General features: G+C 65.7%; 10 protein-coding genes and 1 pseudogene. 5 read left to right on the top strand and 6 right to left on the bottom strand.

Going from position 1 to position 14,876, the window contains the following annotated elements; genetic code table 11:
- The first annotated feature begins 81 nt into the window (after positions 1–81).
- From CA833_RS23375 to CA833_RS23390, 4 genes are all read left to right on the top strand, one after another.
- Positions 82–360 carry a hypothetical protein gene (locus CA833_RS23375; protein WP_207080387.1) on the top strand — a complete coding sequence of 93 codons (279 nt, stop codon included), beginning with the start codon at positions 82–84 and terminating at the stop codon, positions 358–360.
- A gap of 84 nt (positions 361–444) precedes the next feature.
- Positions 445–1,233 carry an ImuA family protein gene (locus CA833_RS23380; protein WP_207080388.1) on the top strand — a complete coding sequence of 263 codons (789 nt, stop codon included), beginning with the start codon at positions 445–447 and terminating at the stop codon, positions 1,231–1,233.
- 34 nt (positions 1,234–1,267) lie between these two features.
- Entirely contained in the window at positions 1,268–2,710 is a 1,443-nt protein-coding gene (locus CA833_RS23385; protein ID WP_370584624.1) for a DNA polymerase Y family protein, read from the top strand.
- A complete protein-coding gene (locus tag CA833_RS23390; RefSeq protein ID WP_207080389.1) occupies positions 2,707–5,991 on the top strand; it encodes an error-prone DNA polymerase in 3,285 nt (1,094 codons plus the stop codon). Before CA833_RS23385 ends, CA833_RS23390 begins: the two co-directional genes overlap by 4 nt.
- A gap of 78 nt (positions 5,992–6,069) precedes the next feature.
- Here CA833_RS23390 and CA833_RS23395 read toward each other — a convergent pair.
- The 4 genes and pseudogenes from CA833_RS23395 to CA833_RS23410 all read right to left on the bottom strand — a co-directional run.
- Positions 6,070–6,351: pseudogene (locus tag CA833_RS23395) on the bottom strand (tyrosine-type recombinase/integrase); the annotation flags it as partial.
- Positions 6,352–6,590: 239 nt separating this feature from the next.
- The gene (locus CA833_RS23400; protein ID WP_207080390.1) at positions 6,591–7,361 is read right to left on the bottom strand and encodes a hypothetical protein; all 771 of its coding nucleotides are present in this window, start codon (positions 7,359–7,361) and stop codon (positions 6,591–6,593) included.
- Between the two features lie 14 nt (positions 7,362–7,375).
- The gene (locus CA833_RS23405) at positions 7,376–8,068 is read right to left on the bottom strand and encodes a hypothetical protein (protein ID WP_207080391.1); all 693 of its coding nucleotides are present in this window, start codon (positions 8,066–8,068) and stop codon (positions 7,376–7,378) included.
- Positions 8,069–8,522: 454 nt separating this feature from the next.
- Positions 8,523–9,947, bottom strand: a complete 1,425-nt coding sequence (locus CA833_RS23410) for a sensor histidine kinase (protein WP_207080392.1) — start codon at positions 9,945–9,947, stop codon at positions 8,523–8,525.
- 492 nt (positions 9,948–10,439) lie between these two features.
- On the opposite strand from CA833_RS23410, the gene CA833_RS23415 reads away from it, so the two are divergent.
- Positions 10,440–12,383 (top strand): rhamnogalacturonan lyase, encoded by a 1,944-nt coding sequence (locus tag CA833_RS23415; RefSeq protein ID WP_207080393.1) that lies wholly within the window; start codon positions 10,440–10,442, stop codon positions 12,381–12,383.
- Between the two features lie 88 nt (positions 12,384–12,471).
- Here CA833_RS23415 and CA833_RS23420 read toward each other — a convergent pair whose 3' ends face one another.
- Both CA833_RS23420 and CA833_RS23425 read right to left on the bottom strand, forming a co-directional pair.
- Positions 12,472–13,527, bottom strand: a complete 1,056-nt coding sequence (locus CA833_RS23420; RefSeq protein WP_207080394.1) for a LacI family DNA-binding transcriptional regulator — start codon at positions 13,525–13,527, stop codon at positions 12,472–12,474.
- On the bottom strand, positions 13,524–14,789 hold the full coding sequence (locus tag CA833_RS23425; protein ID WP_207080395.1) for an MFS transporter: 1,266 nt from the start codon (positions 14,787–14,789) through the stop codon (positions 13,524–13,526). The genes CA833_RS23420 and CA833_RS23425 overlap by 4 nt, the downstream gene beginning before the upstream one ends.
- Positions 14,790–14,876: the final 87 nt, after the last annotated feature.

A 14,876-nucleotide genomic window follows, 5' to 3' on the forward strand; every position in this document is an offset into this window, starting at 1 on the left:
CGTGCAACACTTCAACCATGGCCAGCACTTTCGCGCTGAGGTGTTGTGCGGCGAGGATCGCGTCCTTCATCGGGGTCTATCATGCCTGCATGGATCGTGGCGCTCGAACGTTTCACCGGCGCCAATGCCGCCATGCTGCTGATCGATCACCAGGTCGGCACGATGAAATGGGTGAGCTCGCTTCCTGTCGAGGAAATGAAGCGCAACGCGCTCATGCTCGCCAAGACGGCTCGTATCCTCCATGCTCGTGGTGCTCACCTCGAGCATGGAGGAATACGCGCGGGGGCCCTTCTGCCGGCGCTGCAGGGGGGGGCAAATGGGGGCTATCGTGACCTCGAGGAATTTGCCCACGCCGCCTAGTCTCGCGACATCAGGAATCGAGCTGGACTGGAGCAAGCTCCCTATGCTCTTGATGGCATCGAGAATAGAACATAATAAGAACGAATGCGAATCGTCGATGCCCTCTCTATGTCTGCAGCCTTGGGCGAGGTTAAGCCTTGGGCGAGTCGCATAGCCTCGTTGGACGAGGCGTTGGGGGGAGGGCTTGGCTATGGGCAGGTCCACGAAATCTACGCAGCCGAGCCGGACGATGCCAGTTCGACCGCGGGGTTCGCGATGGCCGTCGCCATGGGCATGTGTATGCGAGCGGACCGGCCGAAACAGTCGGTGCTCTGGTTGCGGGAGCGGCGCTGGCTCAAGTCTGCGGGTTTTCTACAGGCCAATGGCTGGGCCGAACTGGGTGGTGCACCCGAGCAGGGGCTGGTGGGTGTCGTTCCCGATACGCTTTCGCTGCTGCGCGCCGCAGCCGAGGCTCTGCATTGCGGCAGGCTGGGGGCCGTTGTCCTCGAAGGCTGGGGGAAAATGCCCGCGCTTGACCTGACGGCCAGTCGCAGGCTGGTGCTGGCTGCGGAGAAATCGGGCGTGCCCCTGCTCCTGCTGCGTATCGATGCCACGCCTTCGGCCAGTGCCGCGCGAACGCGTTGGCAGGTGGCATCCGCGCCTTCGCGCGCCCTTCCGGGCCATGCCCCGGGCCTGCCGACATTCGACTTGACCCTGTTACGCCAGCGCTCCGGCCCTTCCGGCCTGCACTGGCGTCTGGAGTGGGACCGTGATCGACACAATTTCCGTGAAGCGCCGCTATCTGGCGCTGTGGTTTCCGTTCCTCTCGACCGACCGCTGGCGGATCAGGAAAATGCGCCGCAGTGGACTGGTGGGGGGCGTCACGCAGCCTGAGAGGGCGAGCGATGTGTCGCTGCCGCCGCTGGCGATGGTCGCCAAGGCCGGAGGCGCGCTCAGGCTTGCGGCGGTGGATGCCAGGGCACAGGCGCTGGGGGTTGCCCCGGGCATGACCCTGGCCGACGCCCGCGCCCTGGAGCCGGAACTTGTCATCACCGAAATGGATGAAGGTGCGGATCGCCAATGGCTTGACCGCCTGGCACGCGATTGCCTCGACTGGTCGCCGCGTGTCACATTGGCGGCCCCGGATGGGATCACGCTCGATATCGCGGGCGTGGATCACCTCTTCGGTGGGGAAAACGGGCTGTGCGCGCAGATCGAGGCGGCGATGGCGGCCATCGGCATGACGCTGCGCCATGCCATTGCCTCTACCCCGCAAGCGGCACAGGCACTGGCGCGTCATGGCGCTCTGCCCATCCGTGACGAGCGCGCGGCGATCCGTGCGCTTCCAGTGCTGGCGCTGGGGCTCGATGCCAACTCCACGCTGGCGCTCAACCGCGCGGGGCTGAGGCAGATCGGCGATCTGGCAGCACGACCGTCAGCCACCATCGCAGCCCGTTTCGGCGCAGGTGCGATCAGCGCACTTTACCGCCTGACCGGAGAGGAACAGACTCCGATCGACGTGCTGCGAGATCCCGAGCCGCTGCATTTCGAGCGCCGTTTTGCCGAACCCATCGCGTTGCAGGCCACGATCGCGGCGGTGTTCATGGCGTTATTGCAGGAGGCCGCAACCGTCTTGGCCGAACGCGATCTGGGGGGGCGCCGTTTCGTGCTGACGCTGTATCGCAGCGATGGAGCCCGCCATCGTCTGGCTATCGAGACGGGGAGAGCAACCCGTGATCCCACGCTGGTGCTGCGTCTGCTCGACGAGCGGATCGCCAGCCTTGCCGACCCGCTCGATCCCGGCTTTGGCTATGATCGCATCGGGCTCTTTCTGCCCGCGACCGACCCTTTGCCAGCCAGCCAGCCGAGCCTTGAAGGCAGGGAAAAGGATGAGGCGGAGCTGGCAGAGCTGATCGAGCGGCTCAGCACGCGACTGGGGTCGGACTGTCTGCAGCGCCTTATTCCGCGCGATAGCCATTTGCCGGAACAGGCGCAGCTGGCCCTGCCGGCAATGGATGCACGCGCGCCGGTTCCCTGGCCGCGCCCGCCCGAGGGCGAGCCGCCGATGCGTCCGCTGTTCCTGTTCGCCCCGCCCCAGCGCGTCGAAGTGCTGGCCGAAGTGCCCGATGGTCCACCCCACCGCTTTCGCTGGCGGCGCAAGCTGCACGAGGTGCGGCTTTATGAAGGGCCAGAGCGGATCGCCAACGAATGGTGGCGCCACAAGGGCGGGGAATGTGCAGGCCAGGGTGGCCTGACCCGCGATTATTACCGGGTCGAGGATGTTCAGGGACGACGGTACTGGATATTCCGGCACGGGCTCTACGACGAGAAGCCCGATCCGCAGTGGTACATGCATGGGCTGTTCGCATGAGGGGAACTGCTTCCGCTCAGGGCGGCTTGCCTTTCGCGGAGCTGCTGGCTGCCAGCAACTACAGCTTTCTGCGCGGTGCTTCGCATCCGGGGGAAATGCTGGTGCGGGCGTGGAAACTCGGGATGGCTGGCATCGGCATTGCCGATCGCAATACCGTGGCTGGAGTGGTTCGTGCGCATGTCGCCTGGCGCGAGATCGGCGATGCCGCGAGCGGCTTCAGGCTGGTCGTGGGGGCAAGACTGGTGTTCTCGCCCGATCCCGACGATGGACACACGCCGCCCGACATCGTCGCCTATCCGATGACGCGGCATGGCTGGGGGCGGCTGACCCGCCTGCTCACGCTTGGCAACCGGCGCGCCAGCAAGGGTGAATGCACGCTCCACTTGCACGACCTGCTGGATCACGCGCAAGATCTTGCCCTGATCGTCACCCATCCGGACCGGGTGACGCTGCGCGCCCTGCGCGATGCGTGTCCGGGGCGGGTCTGGCTGGCAGCGACAATGCCGCGCGCCGGTGCCGACGCGCGCAGGCTGGCCGAGCTGCGAGCCATCTCCGCCGCACTCAAGGTGCCGCTGATCGCCACCAACGATGCGCTTTATGCCGATGCCGACGCCCGCCCCTTGCAGGACATCCTCACTTGTATCCGTGAGGCCGCGACCATCAATACGGCAGGCAGGCGTCTGGCCGCCAATGCCGAAAGGCACCTTAAGCCACCTGCCGAAATGGCGCGCCTGTTCCGCGCCTGCCCGGAGGCCATCGCTGCCACGGCAGACCTCCTCAGCCGGATTTCCTTCACGCTCGACGACCTGCGCTATGAATATCCGCATGAACCCGTGCCGGAAGGATGGGAGCCTCAAGGCTGGCTGGAGCAGCTCGCCCAAGAAGGTGGGCGTGCCTTGTTTCCCGGCGGTCTGCCCGAAAGCTACCGCACCGTGCTGGCCGAGGAGTTCAGGCTGATCCGCCAGCGCGGCTATGCCTGCTATTTCCTCACCGTACATGACATCGTGCGCCATGCCCGCAGCCTCGATCCGCCGATCCTGTGCCAGGGGCGCGGCAGCGCGGCCAATTCGCTGGTCTGCTTTTTCCTGGGTATCACCTCGGTCGATCCGGTGCGCGAGAAGCTCCTGTTTTCGCGCTTCCTGTCCGAAGAGCGCGACGAGCCCCCCGACATCGACGTCGATTTCGAGCATGAGCGGCGCGAGGAAATCATGCAGTACGTCTATGCCCGCTATGGGCGTGAGCGTGCGGGCATCGCTGCCACCGTCATCCACTACCGCCCGCGCAGCACCTTGCGCGAAGTGGGCAAGGCGCTGGGGCTGAGCGAAGATGTGACGGCACGGTTATCCTCCACGATCTGGGGAAACTGGGGCGATGACGTCCCCGAAAGCCGCGTGGCGGAGGCCGGGTTCGATATCGGCAATCCGCAGATCGCACGCCTCAAGACACTGGTCGACCGGCTGCTGGGCTTTCCCCGTCACCTGTCGCAGCATGTCGGCGGTTTCGTGCTCACTGAAGGGCGGCTCGACGAACTGGTGCCGATCCACAATGCCGCCATGCCGGACCGCACCTTCATCGAGTGGGACAAGGACGATATCGACGCGCTTGGTTTGATGAAGGTCGACGTGCTCGCGCTCGGCATGCTGACCTGCATCCGCAAGAGCTTCGATCTGATGCGGCAGCATGGCCTCGGCGATCTGGCCCTCGCCACGGTTCCGCTTGAAGACGCCCAAACCTACCGGATGCTGCAACGCGCGGACAGCATCGGCACCTTTCAGGTCGAAAGCCGCGCACAGATGGCCATGCTGCCGCGCATGCAGCCGAAAGAGCTCTACGATCTGGTGATCCAGGTGGCGATCGTGCGACCGGGGCCGATCCAGGGCGGGATGGTCCATCCCTACCTGCGCCGCCGCAACGGGGAGGAGAAAGTCATCTTCCCTCGCCCCGCACCGCCGCACGATCCCGATGAACTGCGCGAGGTGCTGGGCAAGACGCTGGGCGTCCCGCTGTTTCAGGAGCAGGCGATGAAACTGGCCATCGTTGCCGCCGGGTTCACCCCGGCGCAGGCCGATGGCCTGCGCCGGGCCATGGCAACCTTCCGCAATCGCGGCACGGTCGATCATTATCGCGACCTGTTGGTCGGCGGCATGACAAGGCGCGGCTATACGCAGGACTTCGCCGAACGCTGCTTCGAGCAGATCCGCGGCTTCGGCGAATATGGCTTTCCCGAAAGCCATGCGCAGGCCTTTGCCTGGCTGGCTTATGTCTCCTCATGGCTCAAGTGCCATCACCCAGCGGTGTTCGCCGCTGCCCTGCTCAACAGCCAGCCCATGGGTTTCTACGCCCCGGCGCAACTCGTGCGCGATGCCCGCGATCACGGGGTCGAGGTGCGCTCCATCGATGTCAACGCCAGCGAATGGGACTGCACGCTCGAACGCAGTGAGGGCCAAGATGGAAAGCTGTCGCTGCGCCTCGGCTTTTCCCGCCTCGACGGATTTCGTCCACAGTGGGCGGAGGCGATCGTGGCGGCGCGGCAATCCTGCCGCTTCGTCTCGATGGAAGATCTGGCGGCCCGCGGCGATCTTCCTCCAGCCGCCCTGCGCAAACTGGCAGACGCGGATGCCTTGGGTTCGCTCGGCCTCACCCGGCGCGAGGCCTTGTGGGACGCGCGGCGCACGCCGCCTGCACAGCTTCCGCTCTTCGCCGCCACACAGGCGCCTGAACTGGGCAAAGAGCCGGATGCGGACCTGCCCGCTATGACCCATGCCGAGGAGATCGTGGCCGATTATCAGACCACCCGGCTCTCCTTGAAGGGCCATCCGATGCAATTCCTGCGCGAAGCACTTGACCGCGAAGGCGTGACACGCTGCGCGGAGGCGAACCGCGCCAAAGACGGTCGCAAGCTGCGCGTGGCGGGCGTGGTGCTGATCCGCCAGCGCCCCGGCAAGGGCAATGCGGTGTTCATCACCATCGAGGACGAGACCGCTATCGTCAACGCGCTGCTGTGGTCGCGCGAGATGGAAAAGCAGCGCCGCGCCGTGATGGCGGCAAGGCTGATGGTGATCGAGGGGGAAATCCAGCACAGCAAGGAAGGCGTTGTCCACCTCATGGCCAGCCGGATCGTCGACCGCAGCGCAATGCTGCACGCCCTCGACGATCACACGCACGCTATGGCAATCACGGCTTCTGCCGGCGACGAAATCCATCGCCCGCAAGCCCCTCGCGAACTTCGCAAGCACCCGCGCGATGTCCGCATCCTCCCAAAGTCGCGGGATTTCCATTGAGGCCGGGCAAAGGCCGCATGGTAGTGAATAGCAGTTACAGGAGCCTGGCTCCTCGCGCCGGCAAGGAGCCAGGTAATCTCAGATTTCGGTGCCCTCTGCCAACGTCAGGGCATCCTCCACATCCACTCCGAGGTATCTGACCGTGCTTTCGATCTTCGTGTGCCCCAGCAAGATTTGGACCGCACGGAGATTTCCAGTCGCCTTGCAGATGATCGATGCCTTGGTTCGGCGCAGAGAATGGATGCCAGAATCCTCGCAGGGCAAACCGATGGCCAAATCAAAGAGGGCACGGTCCCGGATCCGCCCATGCTGGTCGAGAAAGAAACGGATCGTCCATATCTGACGGGGCTTTGGCGCTCGCGAGCAGCGGGATCAAATTCTGATAATCCCATGACACTTCTCCTGTGGCCCTGACGGCCATAGATAGAACGCTTCAGACAAGGTCGACCCGTTCCAACCGGCGTTATCCGAGGTCACGTAAGAAGCCCCCCATCCGTCTGAACACCGCTTGACGGTTGGTCCGAAGGAAGATCAACCCAAGGCGGCAGTGGATCGGTTGGAGGCCGGCGACTCACGCCGCGGACCTCCAACCAACCAGGTCAGAACTGGGCTTCCTCGACTTTCGGCTTGCGCTTATCGATCTCGAACTGCAGCCGCTCATCAAGCGCCGTTTGGCGCGCCTCATCCTCGTCCTCAAGACGGATGAACTTGCGCTCCAGGTCGACCTCCATGTTCGCCTGCTCCGTCAGCGGGTGGCACTCGGAGTTGTTCGCCGTGCACCACTTGAGGGATGAGCCTTCATCGATGCTGGCGGTATCCCCATACTTCCGAAGGATCTGGGCACGAAACGCGTCTTGCGTCATATCCATGCTGTTCATCTGATATTCGATGCGATGAACTCTCGGCCCCTCCGGGAGCGCGAGGAACTCAACGGAGAGCTCTTGCTGATTCTTGCCACTGGCATTGATGTAGAGGGGAACGTTGATCCGGGTGAGGTTCGGTCCCATCGAAACCATCCTCCTGACCTCGGTATCGAAGCTGTTCTGCTCGCCAACGTTCTTGATCGTGTAGCCGGCGGCCGCGATCGCCTTCTTGGCCTGGTCCGGCGTCATGCCCAGCCGGACTCCCGCAATGTCAAAATTACGAGGGTCAGACACATCGGCGGGATCGAGGGGGCCATTTGCCGTCTCGAACACCAATGGCGCGGACATCGACGCGACGTCTTTCCTGAGGCGGCTTTGAACTGATGCCTCGCCAAAGGCGCCGATGATCGCGCCGAGGGCATTTGCGGCATCGGACGCGGATTGCGCGAGTGCGGACTGCGACGGTGCAACCATGGCAAGCGCAGTGGTCGCGACCACGGACTTCATCCGTATGCCCATCATCAGCGCCCCATCTCTCGAGCAACGCCGTTCATGGTAGCGCCTTGCTCGCTGCCATATGTCTCGCTGTACGGACCGGGACGGACAGGTGCCGGATCATGATACGGCATCACGCCGAAGTCGCCGTTGTCTCGCATGCGCGCCGCGCGGGTAACGCCTTGCTTGGTCGTTGCGTAGATCTGGATCGGGGGCAGTGCTTGATCGCCGATCGCAAAGCCTTCGACGACGGCGACCTGAGGACCGCAAGCCTGGCCTTCGATCGGCTTGCCATCGACCAGGCGCAGACGTGCAGAGACAGTCGTTGATTTGCCAGTCAGCTTGTCGCTCCTGTTCGCGTGGAACACAAAGCGATTGGGGCCGTCGGCTTCCCAACCGAAGTCTTGTCCCCCGTTGGCCATGAGCGTCGTGAAATCGCCGACACGGGCATATCCGTTCAGCACGAGGCCACCGGTGGGAAAGGCAGAGAGAACGCAGCTGTCGAGGAAGCCGTCATCAGGCTCGTTGGCAGCGTACTGCGCGCCGTCTACCGGCTGCTCATCTGGCACCTGAGGGCTATCCACGCTGGCCGTGGTATCGACCGCCTCGGACGCCGCTTCGCTGGTTGCCGATGCTTCAGGTGCCGGCTTCCCGCCACTGCAGGCCGAAAGCAGAATGATGGCCGCAGCAGTCGCCGCTGCGCCCGAAATCGACTTCATGGAACCCCCTATTGAAAAGTCTCAGGCCCATGTCTGACATGCCCCAGAGGGCCACGACCTATTCAGTGCGATTGTAAAAATAGCGTTACAATGCAGTGGGTTCTTTTGGCGGCAGGTACTCTGCATCGCCGCTCATGGCAGCATTTCGTGAGGTCCGGACGACGGGGCGGCGCTGATCTTCACCGACATCTCCAAGGCGCTCGAGCTCGAAGGGCCGCACGCTCTTCGACGAGCGCGAACGCAAGCTGTTCGGTCTTTCCGATAGCGACGACCTGCATATCGACCGGCTCCTGGTGCTTGTCCATGAACAGGACCGCGAGCGCATGACACGGGCTGGACCGCCTCATCCAGATAAACGATCACCCGGCCGCCCATCGGCAGCATCCTGTGAATGGTCGAGGGAAAGTGGGCGGATGCCGCGAAATTCGCGTTTCACGAATTTCCAGACTGCTTCTTAGCCGATCAGGAATGCCGCACGGTAGCGGAACCCGTCGGGGCGAAAGTCGAGTTCCGGCGGTTCGGCGCCGGAAGGGAGCAGGTTGCGCAGCAGCATCGTGCCGACGCCGGCGGGGCCGACGGGCGTGTCGGTGGGTCGGCAACCGGTCTCCAGCCACTCGAACAACAGCCTCGACGCGCCGCCTGCGGTGTCCGGCGACCATGTCAGCGTCACCTGCCCCTCGCGGCCGAGGGCGCCGTGAAGCACGGCATTGGTCGCCAGTTCGTTGAGGATCAGGGCCAGCGAACCGGTCATCTGGGCAGGAATGAAAACATCCGGCCCGTCGAGCGCGATGCGGGAAATCTCGTCTCGTGCCGAAGAGCGGGCGATCACCTTCTCCGCCAGTTGCCCCAGCGCCACCGGCTCCCAGTCCTGGCTCGCAAGGATTTCGTGCGCGGCCGCCATCGCGTGCAACCGCCCGACAAAGGCCGTGCTCGCCTTGCCGGCCCCCGGCAGCGACCGGAATGTCTGCCGGGCAATGCCCTGGATCACGGCCAGGTTGTTCTTGACCCGGTGGTTCAGCTCTTCGATCAGCTCCCGCTGACGTTCGCGCGCCCTGGCTTGCAGGGAAACGTCATGCCCCTGCACGAAGACGCCCGACGAGGTGCCGTCCGGGGCGAGAATGGGCTGGCAGATGACGTCCACGCGGCGCTGCGCGTCCGCGGCCTGCGGATCGGCGTGAAGATCGAAGGGAATGTTCTCGCCGATGTAGGGAAGCCGGGTGCGCAGGACCTCGTCGATCTGCCCCGCGAACGGCGTCGCCGCGTCAGCGGGCAGGACGTCCGACAATCGCTGGCCGACCGGATTGGCGATGCCGAACATTTCGCGAAAGGCCTGGTTCGCGACGATGAAACGATGGTCCCGCCCGTCGAGGATGGCAATGAAACCGGGTGCCTGGTCGAAGACTTCCTTGAGCCACTCCGCCTCGCGGGCAAGATCGAAGTACCTCGCCTGCACCGCCTTGGCGCGGCCGACCAGACCGGCCTCGTCACGCAGCTTGCGCAGGCCATGTAACTCGGTCACGTCGACGGTGTGCTGGAGGATGAATTCCACATCGCCGTCGCTGCCGAGCTGCGGGGTATGGGTCGCGCTCCAGTAGCGCTGTTCCATCACGCCGTCCGGCCGCGCGATGTCGTAGCGGATATGGGCAATTTCATCGAGGCTGCCGGTGTGCAGGACCCGGTCCAGCGACGAGCGCAGCAACTTGTAGCTGTCGGAGGATTCCTCGCTCGGGAAGGCATCGAACAGATAGCGGCCGACCAGATCGGTCCGCTCCCGCATCGTCGCGCGCAGGTAGGCATCATTCATCCAGGCGATCGTCAGATCGCGGTCCACCACGATGTAGGGATTCGGTGAACGGGACAGGAGCGTTTCGAAATCCATGAAGCTATAATTCCGCCAAACGCATCGAGTTCAAGCCGGAGACCCGGTTTCTTTCGCGGGCAAAGACCAGCCGCGCCACCAGCCGTTCACCGCGGTGCAACGCGGCGACTGCGGGAAGTGCCCCCGCGAAAGCTCGCCCGCAGAGATACCGGCACCATCGCTAGGCCTTACTGTTTCGATTGCAAGAGCAAACGTTTGGCAAGGCATCAACGATCGAAACCCATCATCCTGACGCGGTCCGTTGCCGGTGAGCCGCCGTCGGCACGGGGCAATGACACGCAGCCGCTCCCCCTGTCCATACCGATAGCAGGTCTGCCCCGCCATTCCACGCCGTGGACACATTGTCATGTCGGTGCCGCATCCGGCCGCCCGGCGATGTCCAGCGCGATCGCAGCGGCATGGTTAGCCTAGACGCCCGCCCGCCAAACCGATATGTGGGATGCAATATTATAATTTGGATCAAGGCGATCCAACGCCCGGAGGATGTACGAAATGGCGGCACCGATCCGCACGTTTGCGCCCCTGCTCGGCCTTGTGGCCATCCAGCCGATCCTCCCGCAAGCCGCAAGCGCACAGCCCGCCCTCGCGCGCGTTGCCGATGAGCGCAGCCCGGCGGAACGGCTGGATCGCGGCGCGGTCGCCGTTCCGGCCCAGACCTCCGGCATCCTCGTGGACTGGCGGCTGCTTGCCAGCGATCCGAAAGATGCGCGTTTCCGCGTGCTGCGCGACGGCAAGCCGGTCCATGTCACCCGCCCCGGCGCGGCGACGGCGTTCGTGGATGTGAAGGGCACACCGCAAAGCACTTATGCGGTGGAACGCATCGGCGATCGTGCCGGTCCGCAGCCTGCGATGTCGTGGACCAGCGGTTACCTCTCGATCCCGCTGGTTCCGCCCGCCGACGGCGTTACGCCGGCGGGGGAAGCCTATTCCTACACCGCCAACGATGCCGGCGCAGGCGATCTCGACGGCGACGGGCAGTACGAGATCGTGCTCAAGTGGGATCCCACCAACAGCCACGACAATGCCCACACCGGCTATACCGGCGACGTCTTCCTAGACGCGTACAAGCTTGACGGCACAAGGCTCTGGCGCATCGACCTGGGGCGCAACATCCGCGCGGGCGCCCACTATACGCAGTTCCTCGTCTTCGATTTCGACGGCGACGGCCGCGCCGAAGTCGCAATGAAAACCGCCGATGGCACACTCGACGGCGCCGGCAAAGTGATCGGCGATCCCGCGGCGGACTGGCGCAGCAGCGGCGGTGAAGTGCCGCAGCAGGACCGCACCGGCGCCAAGGTCCTCGCCGACGGCACCAAGGTCGCCCCGATGCAGGGACGCATCGTCAAGGGGCCGGAGTACCTCACCGTCTTCGAGGGCCTGACCGGCAAGGCGCTCGCCACCGCACCGTATGATCCGCCGCGCTATCCCGGCGGCAATCCCACACCCGAACAACTCGCCGCCGCATGGGGGGACGGCTACGCCAATCGCTCCGACCGCTATCTCGCCGGGGTCGCCTACCTCGACGGGCGCTTGCCCAGCATGGTCTTCGGACGCGGCTACTACGCCCGCACCGCCGTCGCCGCGTGGGACTGGCGCGGCGGCAAGCTGACCCGCCGGTGGCTGTTCGACAGTTCCAGCCCCGGCAACGCCGACTATGCCGGTCGCGGCAACCACCAGCTATCGGTCGCCGATGTCGACGGCGATGGCCGTGACGAGGTGATCTACGGCTCGATGGCGCTCGACGACGACGGCAAGGGCCTGTGGACCCGGCCGCTGTTCCACGGCGACACCATGCATGTGGGTGACCTTGACCCCGCCCGCCCCGGCCTCGAAAAGTTCGGCGTCTTCGAGGATATCCGCCGCAACGGCGGAATCGGTTCGGCGCTGCTCGATGCGCGCAGCGGCGACGTGCTGTGGACCACCCCCGCCCGCGAAGACACCGGGCGCGGCCTCTCCGCCGATATCGATCCGCGCCATTACGGCGAGGAGTTCTGGGCCTCCAATTCCGACCGCCTGCTGGACACCCGGGGCCAGCCGATCGGCCCGCGTCCGCGCCAGACCAACTTCGCGATCTGGTGGGACGGCGACCTGCTGCGCGAATTGCTGGACGGTACGACGATCTCCAAGTGGGACTGGGAGCGCGGCGTCGCGACGCCGCTGCTGGCCCCGGAAGGACTCGCCGCGAACAACGGCACCAAGGCGACACCCGCGCTCCAGGCCGACCTTATCGGCGACTGGCGCGAGGAAGTGATCTGGCGCCGCGCCGACAACCGGGAACTGCGCATCTACACCACGCCCTACCCGACCGCGCATCGTTTCGTCACGCTGATGCAGGACCCGGTCTACCGGGCGGGCGTGGCCTGGCAGAACACCGCCTACAACCAGCCGCCGCACACCGGCTTCTACCTCGGCGCGCCGCCGCCCGGCGGCAAGTGAGCCTGACCGCCGCAGCAATGGCTACGCCCGGATCATCGGGCTGGCGCCGCTCTCACAGCGCCCTTTCGGACATTTTCCGAACAGACGCTCAGCGGGGAAACAACGGGCCGGTGCTTCCCCGCAGCACCAGTTCATGCGCGAGCCTGAACTGGAAGTCCGCCCCGGCCGCCCTTCCCTCGCGGCGGAAACGGGGGTCGGCCAGGATGTCCACCGCCGCCTTGGCCATCTCCGCCTTGGGTTGCCGCACGGTCGTGATCTGCGGCCAGGCGGTGCGCGACGAGGGGGCATCGTCGAACCCGCAGACCGAGAGGCGCTCGGGCACCGGAATCCCGCATTTCATCGCCGCAATCAGGACTCCAAGCGCCATGTCGTCGTTCGAGGCAAAGATCGCGCTCGGCGGCTCGGGCAGGGTCACCAGGCTTTCGCCAAGCTCCATCCCCGCGCGCGAGGTGAAATCGCCGCGCACGACCAGCCGCTCGTCGACCGCGCCCCCCGCTCCGGCCCCCGCCCCGACCCCCGCCCCGGCCATCGCCGCCCGGAACCCCTCCTCGCGCCGGACCGAGGCACTGTGCGTCACCGGCCCCTGGATAAACGCGATGGCGCGGTGCCCCAGGCCCAGCAGGTGCTCCGTCATCTCCCGCGCCGCGAGGCGGTCGTCCATGCGCACCGTTCCCACCCCGGGCGGCGCCGCGCTCGGCGCCACCAGCACGGTCGGCACGGCTGCCTCGGCAAAGATCGCCATCAATTCGGGATCGTCGCAGATCGGCGGCGCCACGATCGCGCCGTCCAGCCGCAGCGCCGCGATGCCGGCCCGCACTTCGTCGGCCCATCCCCGGACCGACAGGTCGACCGGTTCCACCACCAGGTGATAGCTGCGCGAACGGCAGCCGATCAGCGCCCCGTGCTGGATGTCCGCCGCATACCCCGACACCGGATCGTCGATGAACAGCCCGAGCAGATAGGACCGCGAACTCGACAGGCTGCGGGCAAAGGCGTTGGGGCGATAGTCCAGCTCGGCAACCACCCGCTGCACCGCCTCGCGCAGTTCCGCGCGCACGTGCGCCTCGCCATTGATGACACGCGACACCGTCTTGGGCGAGACACCGGCGCGGGCCGCGACATCCTTGATCGTGACAACACTCATGCCGACATCTTTCCTGGCCGCAGACACATCGCCGCAAACAGCGCGACCCCGGCATAGCAGAGCGCGGGCAGCAGCAAGGCCGGCAGGAGGCCGATGGCATCCGCCGCCGCCCCGGTCAACAACGGCACGATCGCGCCGCCCACCACGGCCATGCACAGCCACATCGACGCGAGCGGCGCGTCGGCCGCATCGGCGGGCATCGCCAGGGCGTAGATCGTGGGATACATGATCGCGTTGCACAGGCCGATGGCGATGAGCGCCGCAGCCCCCGCCGCGCCGGGAAGTCCAGCCGCCGCCGCTGCCAGAACGCCCGCCGCCACCGCCGCAACGAGCAGCAGCCGCGCCTCGGCGATCCGTGTCATCAGCCAGGCTCCGGCAAAACGCCCGGCCATGGCCCCCGCCCAGTAGAAGCTGACCAGCCGCCCGGCGCTCACCGGCGACAGGCCCAGTCGTTCGGGCAGCATCAGCACGTTAGTCATCAGTGTGCCGACCGTCACTTCCGCGCCGACGTAGACAAAGATGGCAAAGATGCCCCAGCACAGCCGGCGGTCCCGCAGCACCGCAAGGATCCGCCGGAGGCGGTTATCGGCCCGCGTCCCGCCCCCAGCGTCCTCCCGCGCCAGCAAGCGGCGATGACGCAGGTAGACTACCGCGAGAACCGCCAGAACCGCGCCGGTCGCCACGAACGGCAAGGCCGCGGCCGTGTCCCGCCCCTCTCCCCGGTGAACGTCGGCGAGCAGGAACGGCGCGCTCACCAGCGGGCCGAGCACCGTTCCCAGCGAATTGAAACCTTGCAGCAGATTGAGCCGGAACGCGGAGCGGCGCGACGGCCCGATCACGGTGACGACGGTATTCGACGCGATCTGCAACACCGTCTGCCCCGAGGACAGCAGCAACAGGGCGCCGAGAATGAGCGCGAAGTCCCGCAGGCCCTGCGCCGCCGCCAAGGCCAGGCAGCCCGCCGCCATCACCGCCAGCCCCGAGGCGATCGCCCGCATGTAGCCGATTCGCACGACGGCGAGCGCGGCGGGCAGCGCAAAGAGCAGGTAGCTGGCATGAAACGCGAACTGGACCAGCAGCACCTTGCCGTAGTCCAGCGCCAGAACCGACTTGAGCTGCGGCACCAGCAGGCTGACCGAAGCGCTCAGGAAACCGCCGATGAAAAACACCCCGACCGAGAGCGCCAGCAGCCGCCGGACCACGGATTCGGCGGTGTCCGAAGCCGTCGCCGGGATCGTGCTGGAAGAGGCGGCACAAGACATCGTGCAGACCTATGGCACCGCTCCAGAGATGGCAAATCGCAAGATCGACAAAATCGACACGGCGAGCCGCCAAACTGACAACGATGT

It is taken from the genome of Novosphingobium sp. KA1, assembly GCF_017309955.1.
GTDB lineage: Bacteria > Pseudomonadota > Alphaproteobacteria > Sphingomonadales > Sphingomonadaceae > Novosphingobium.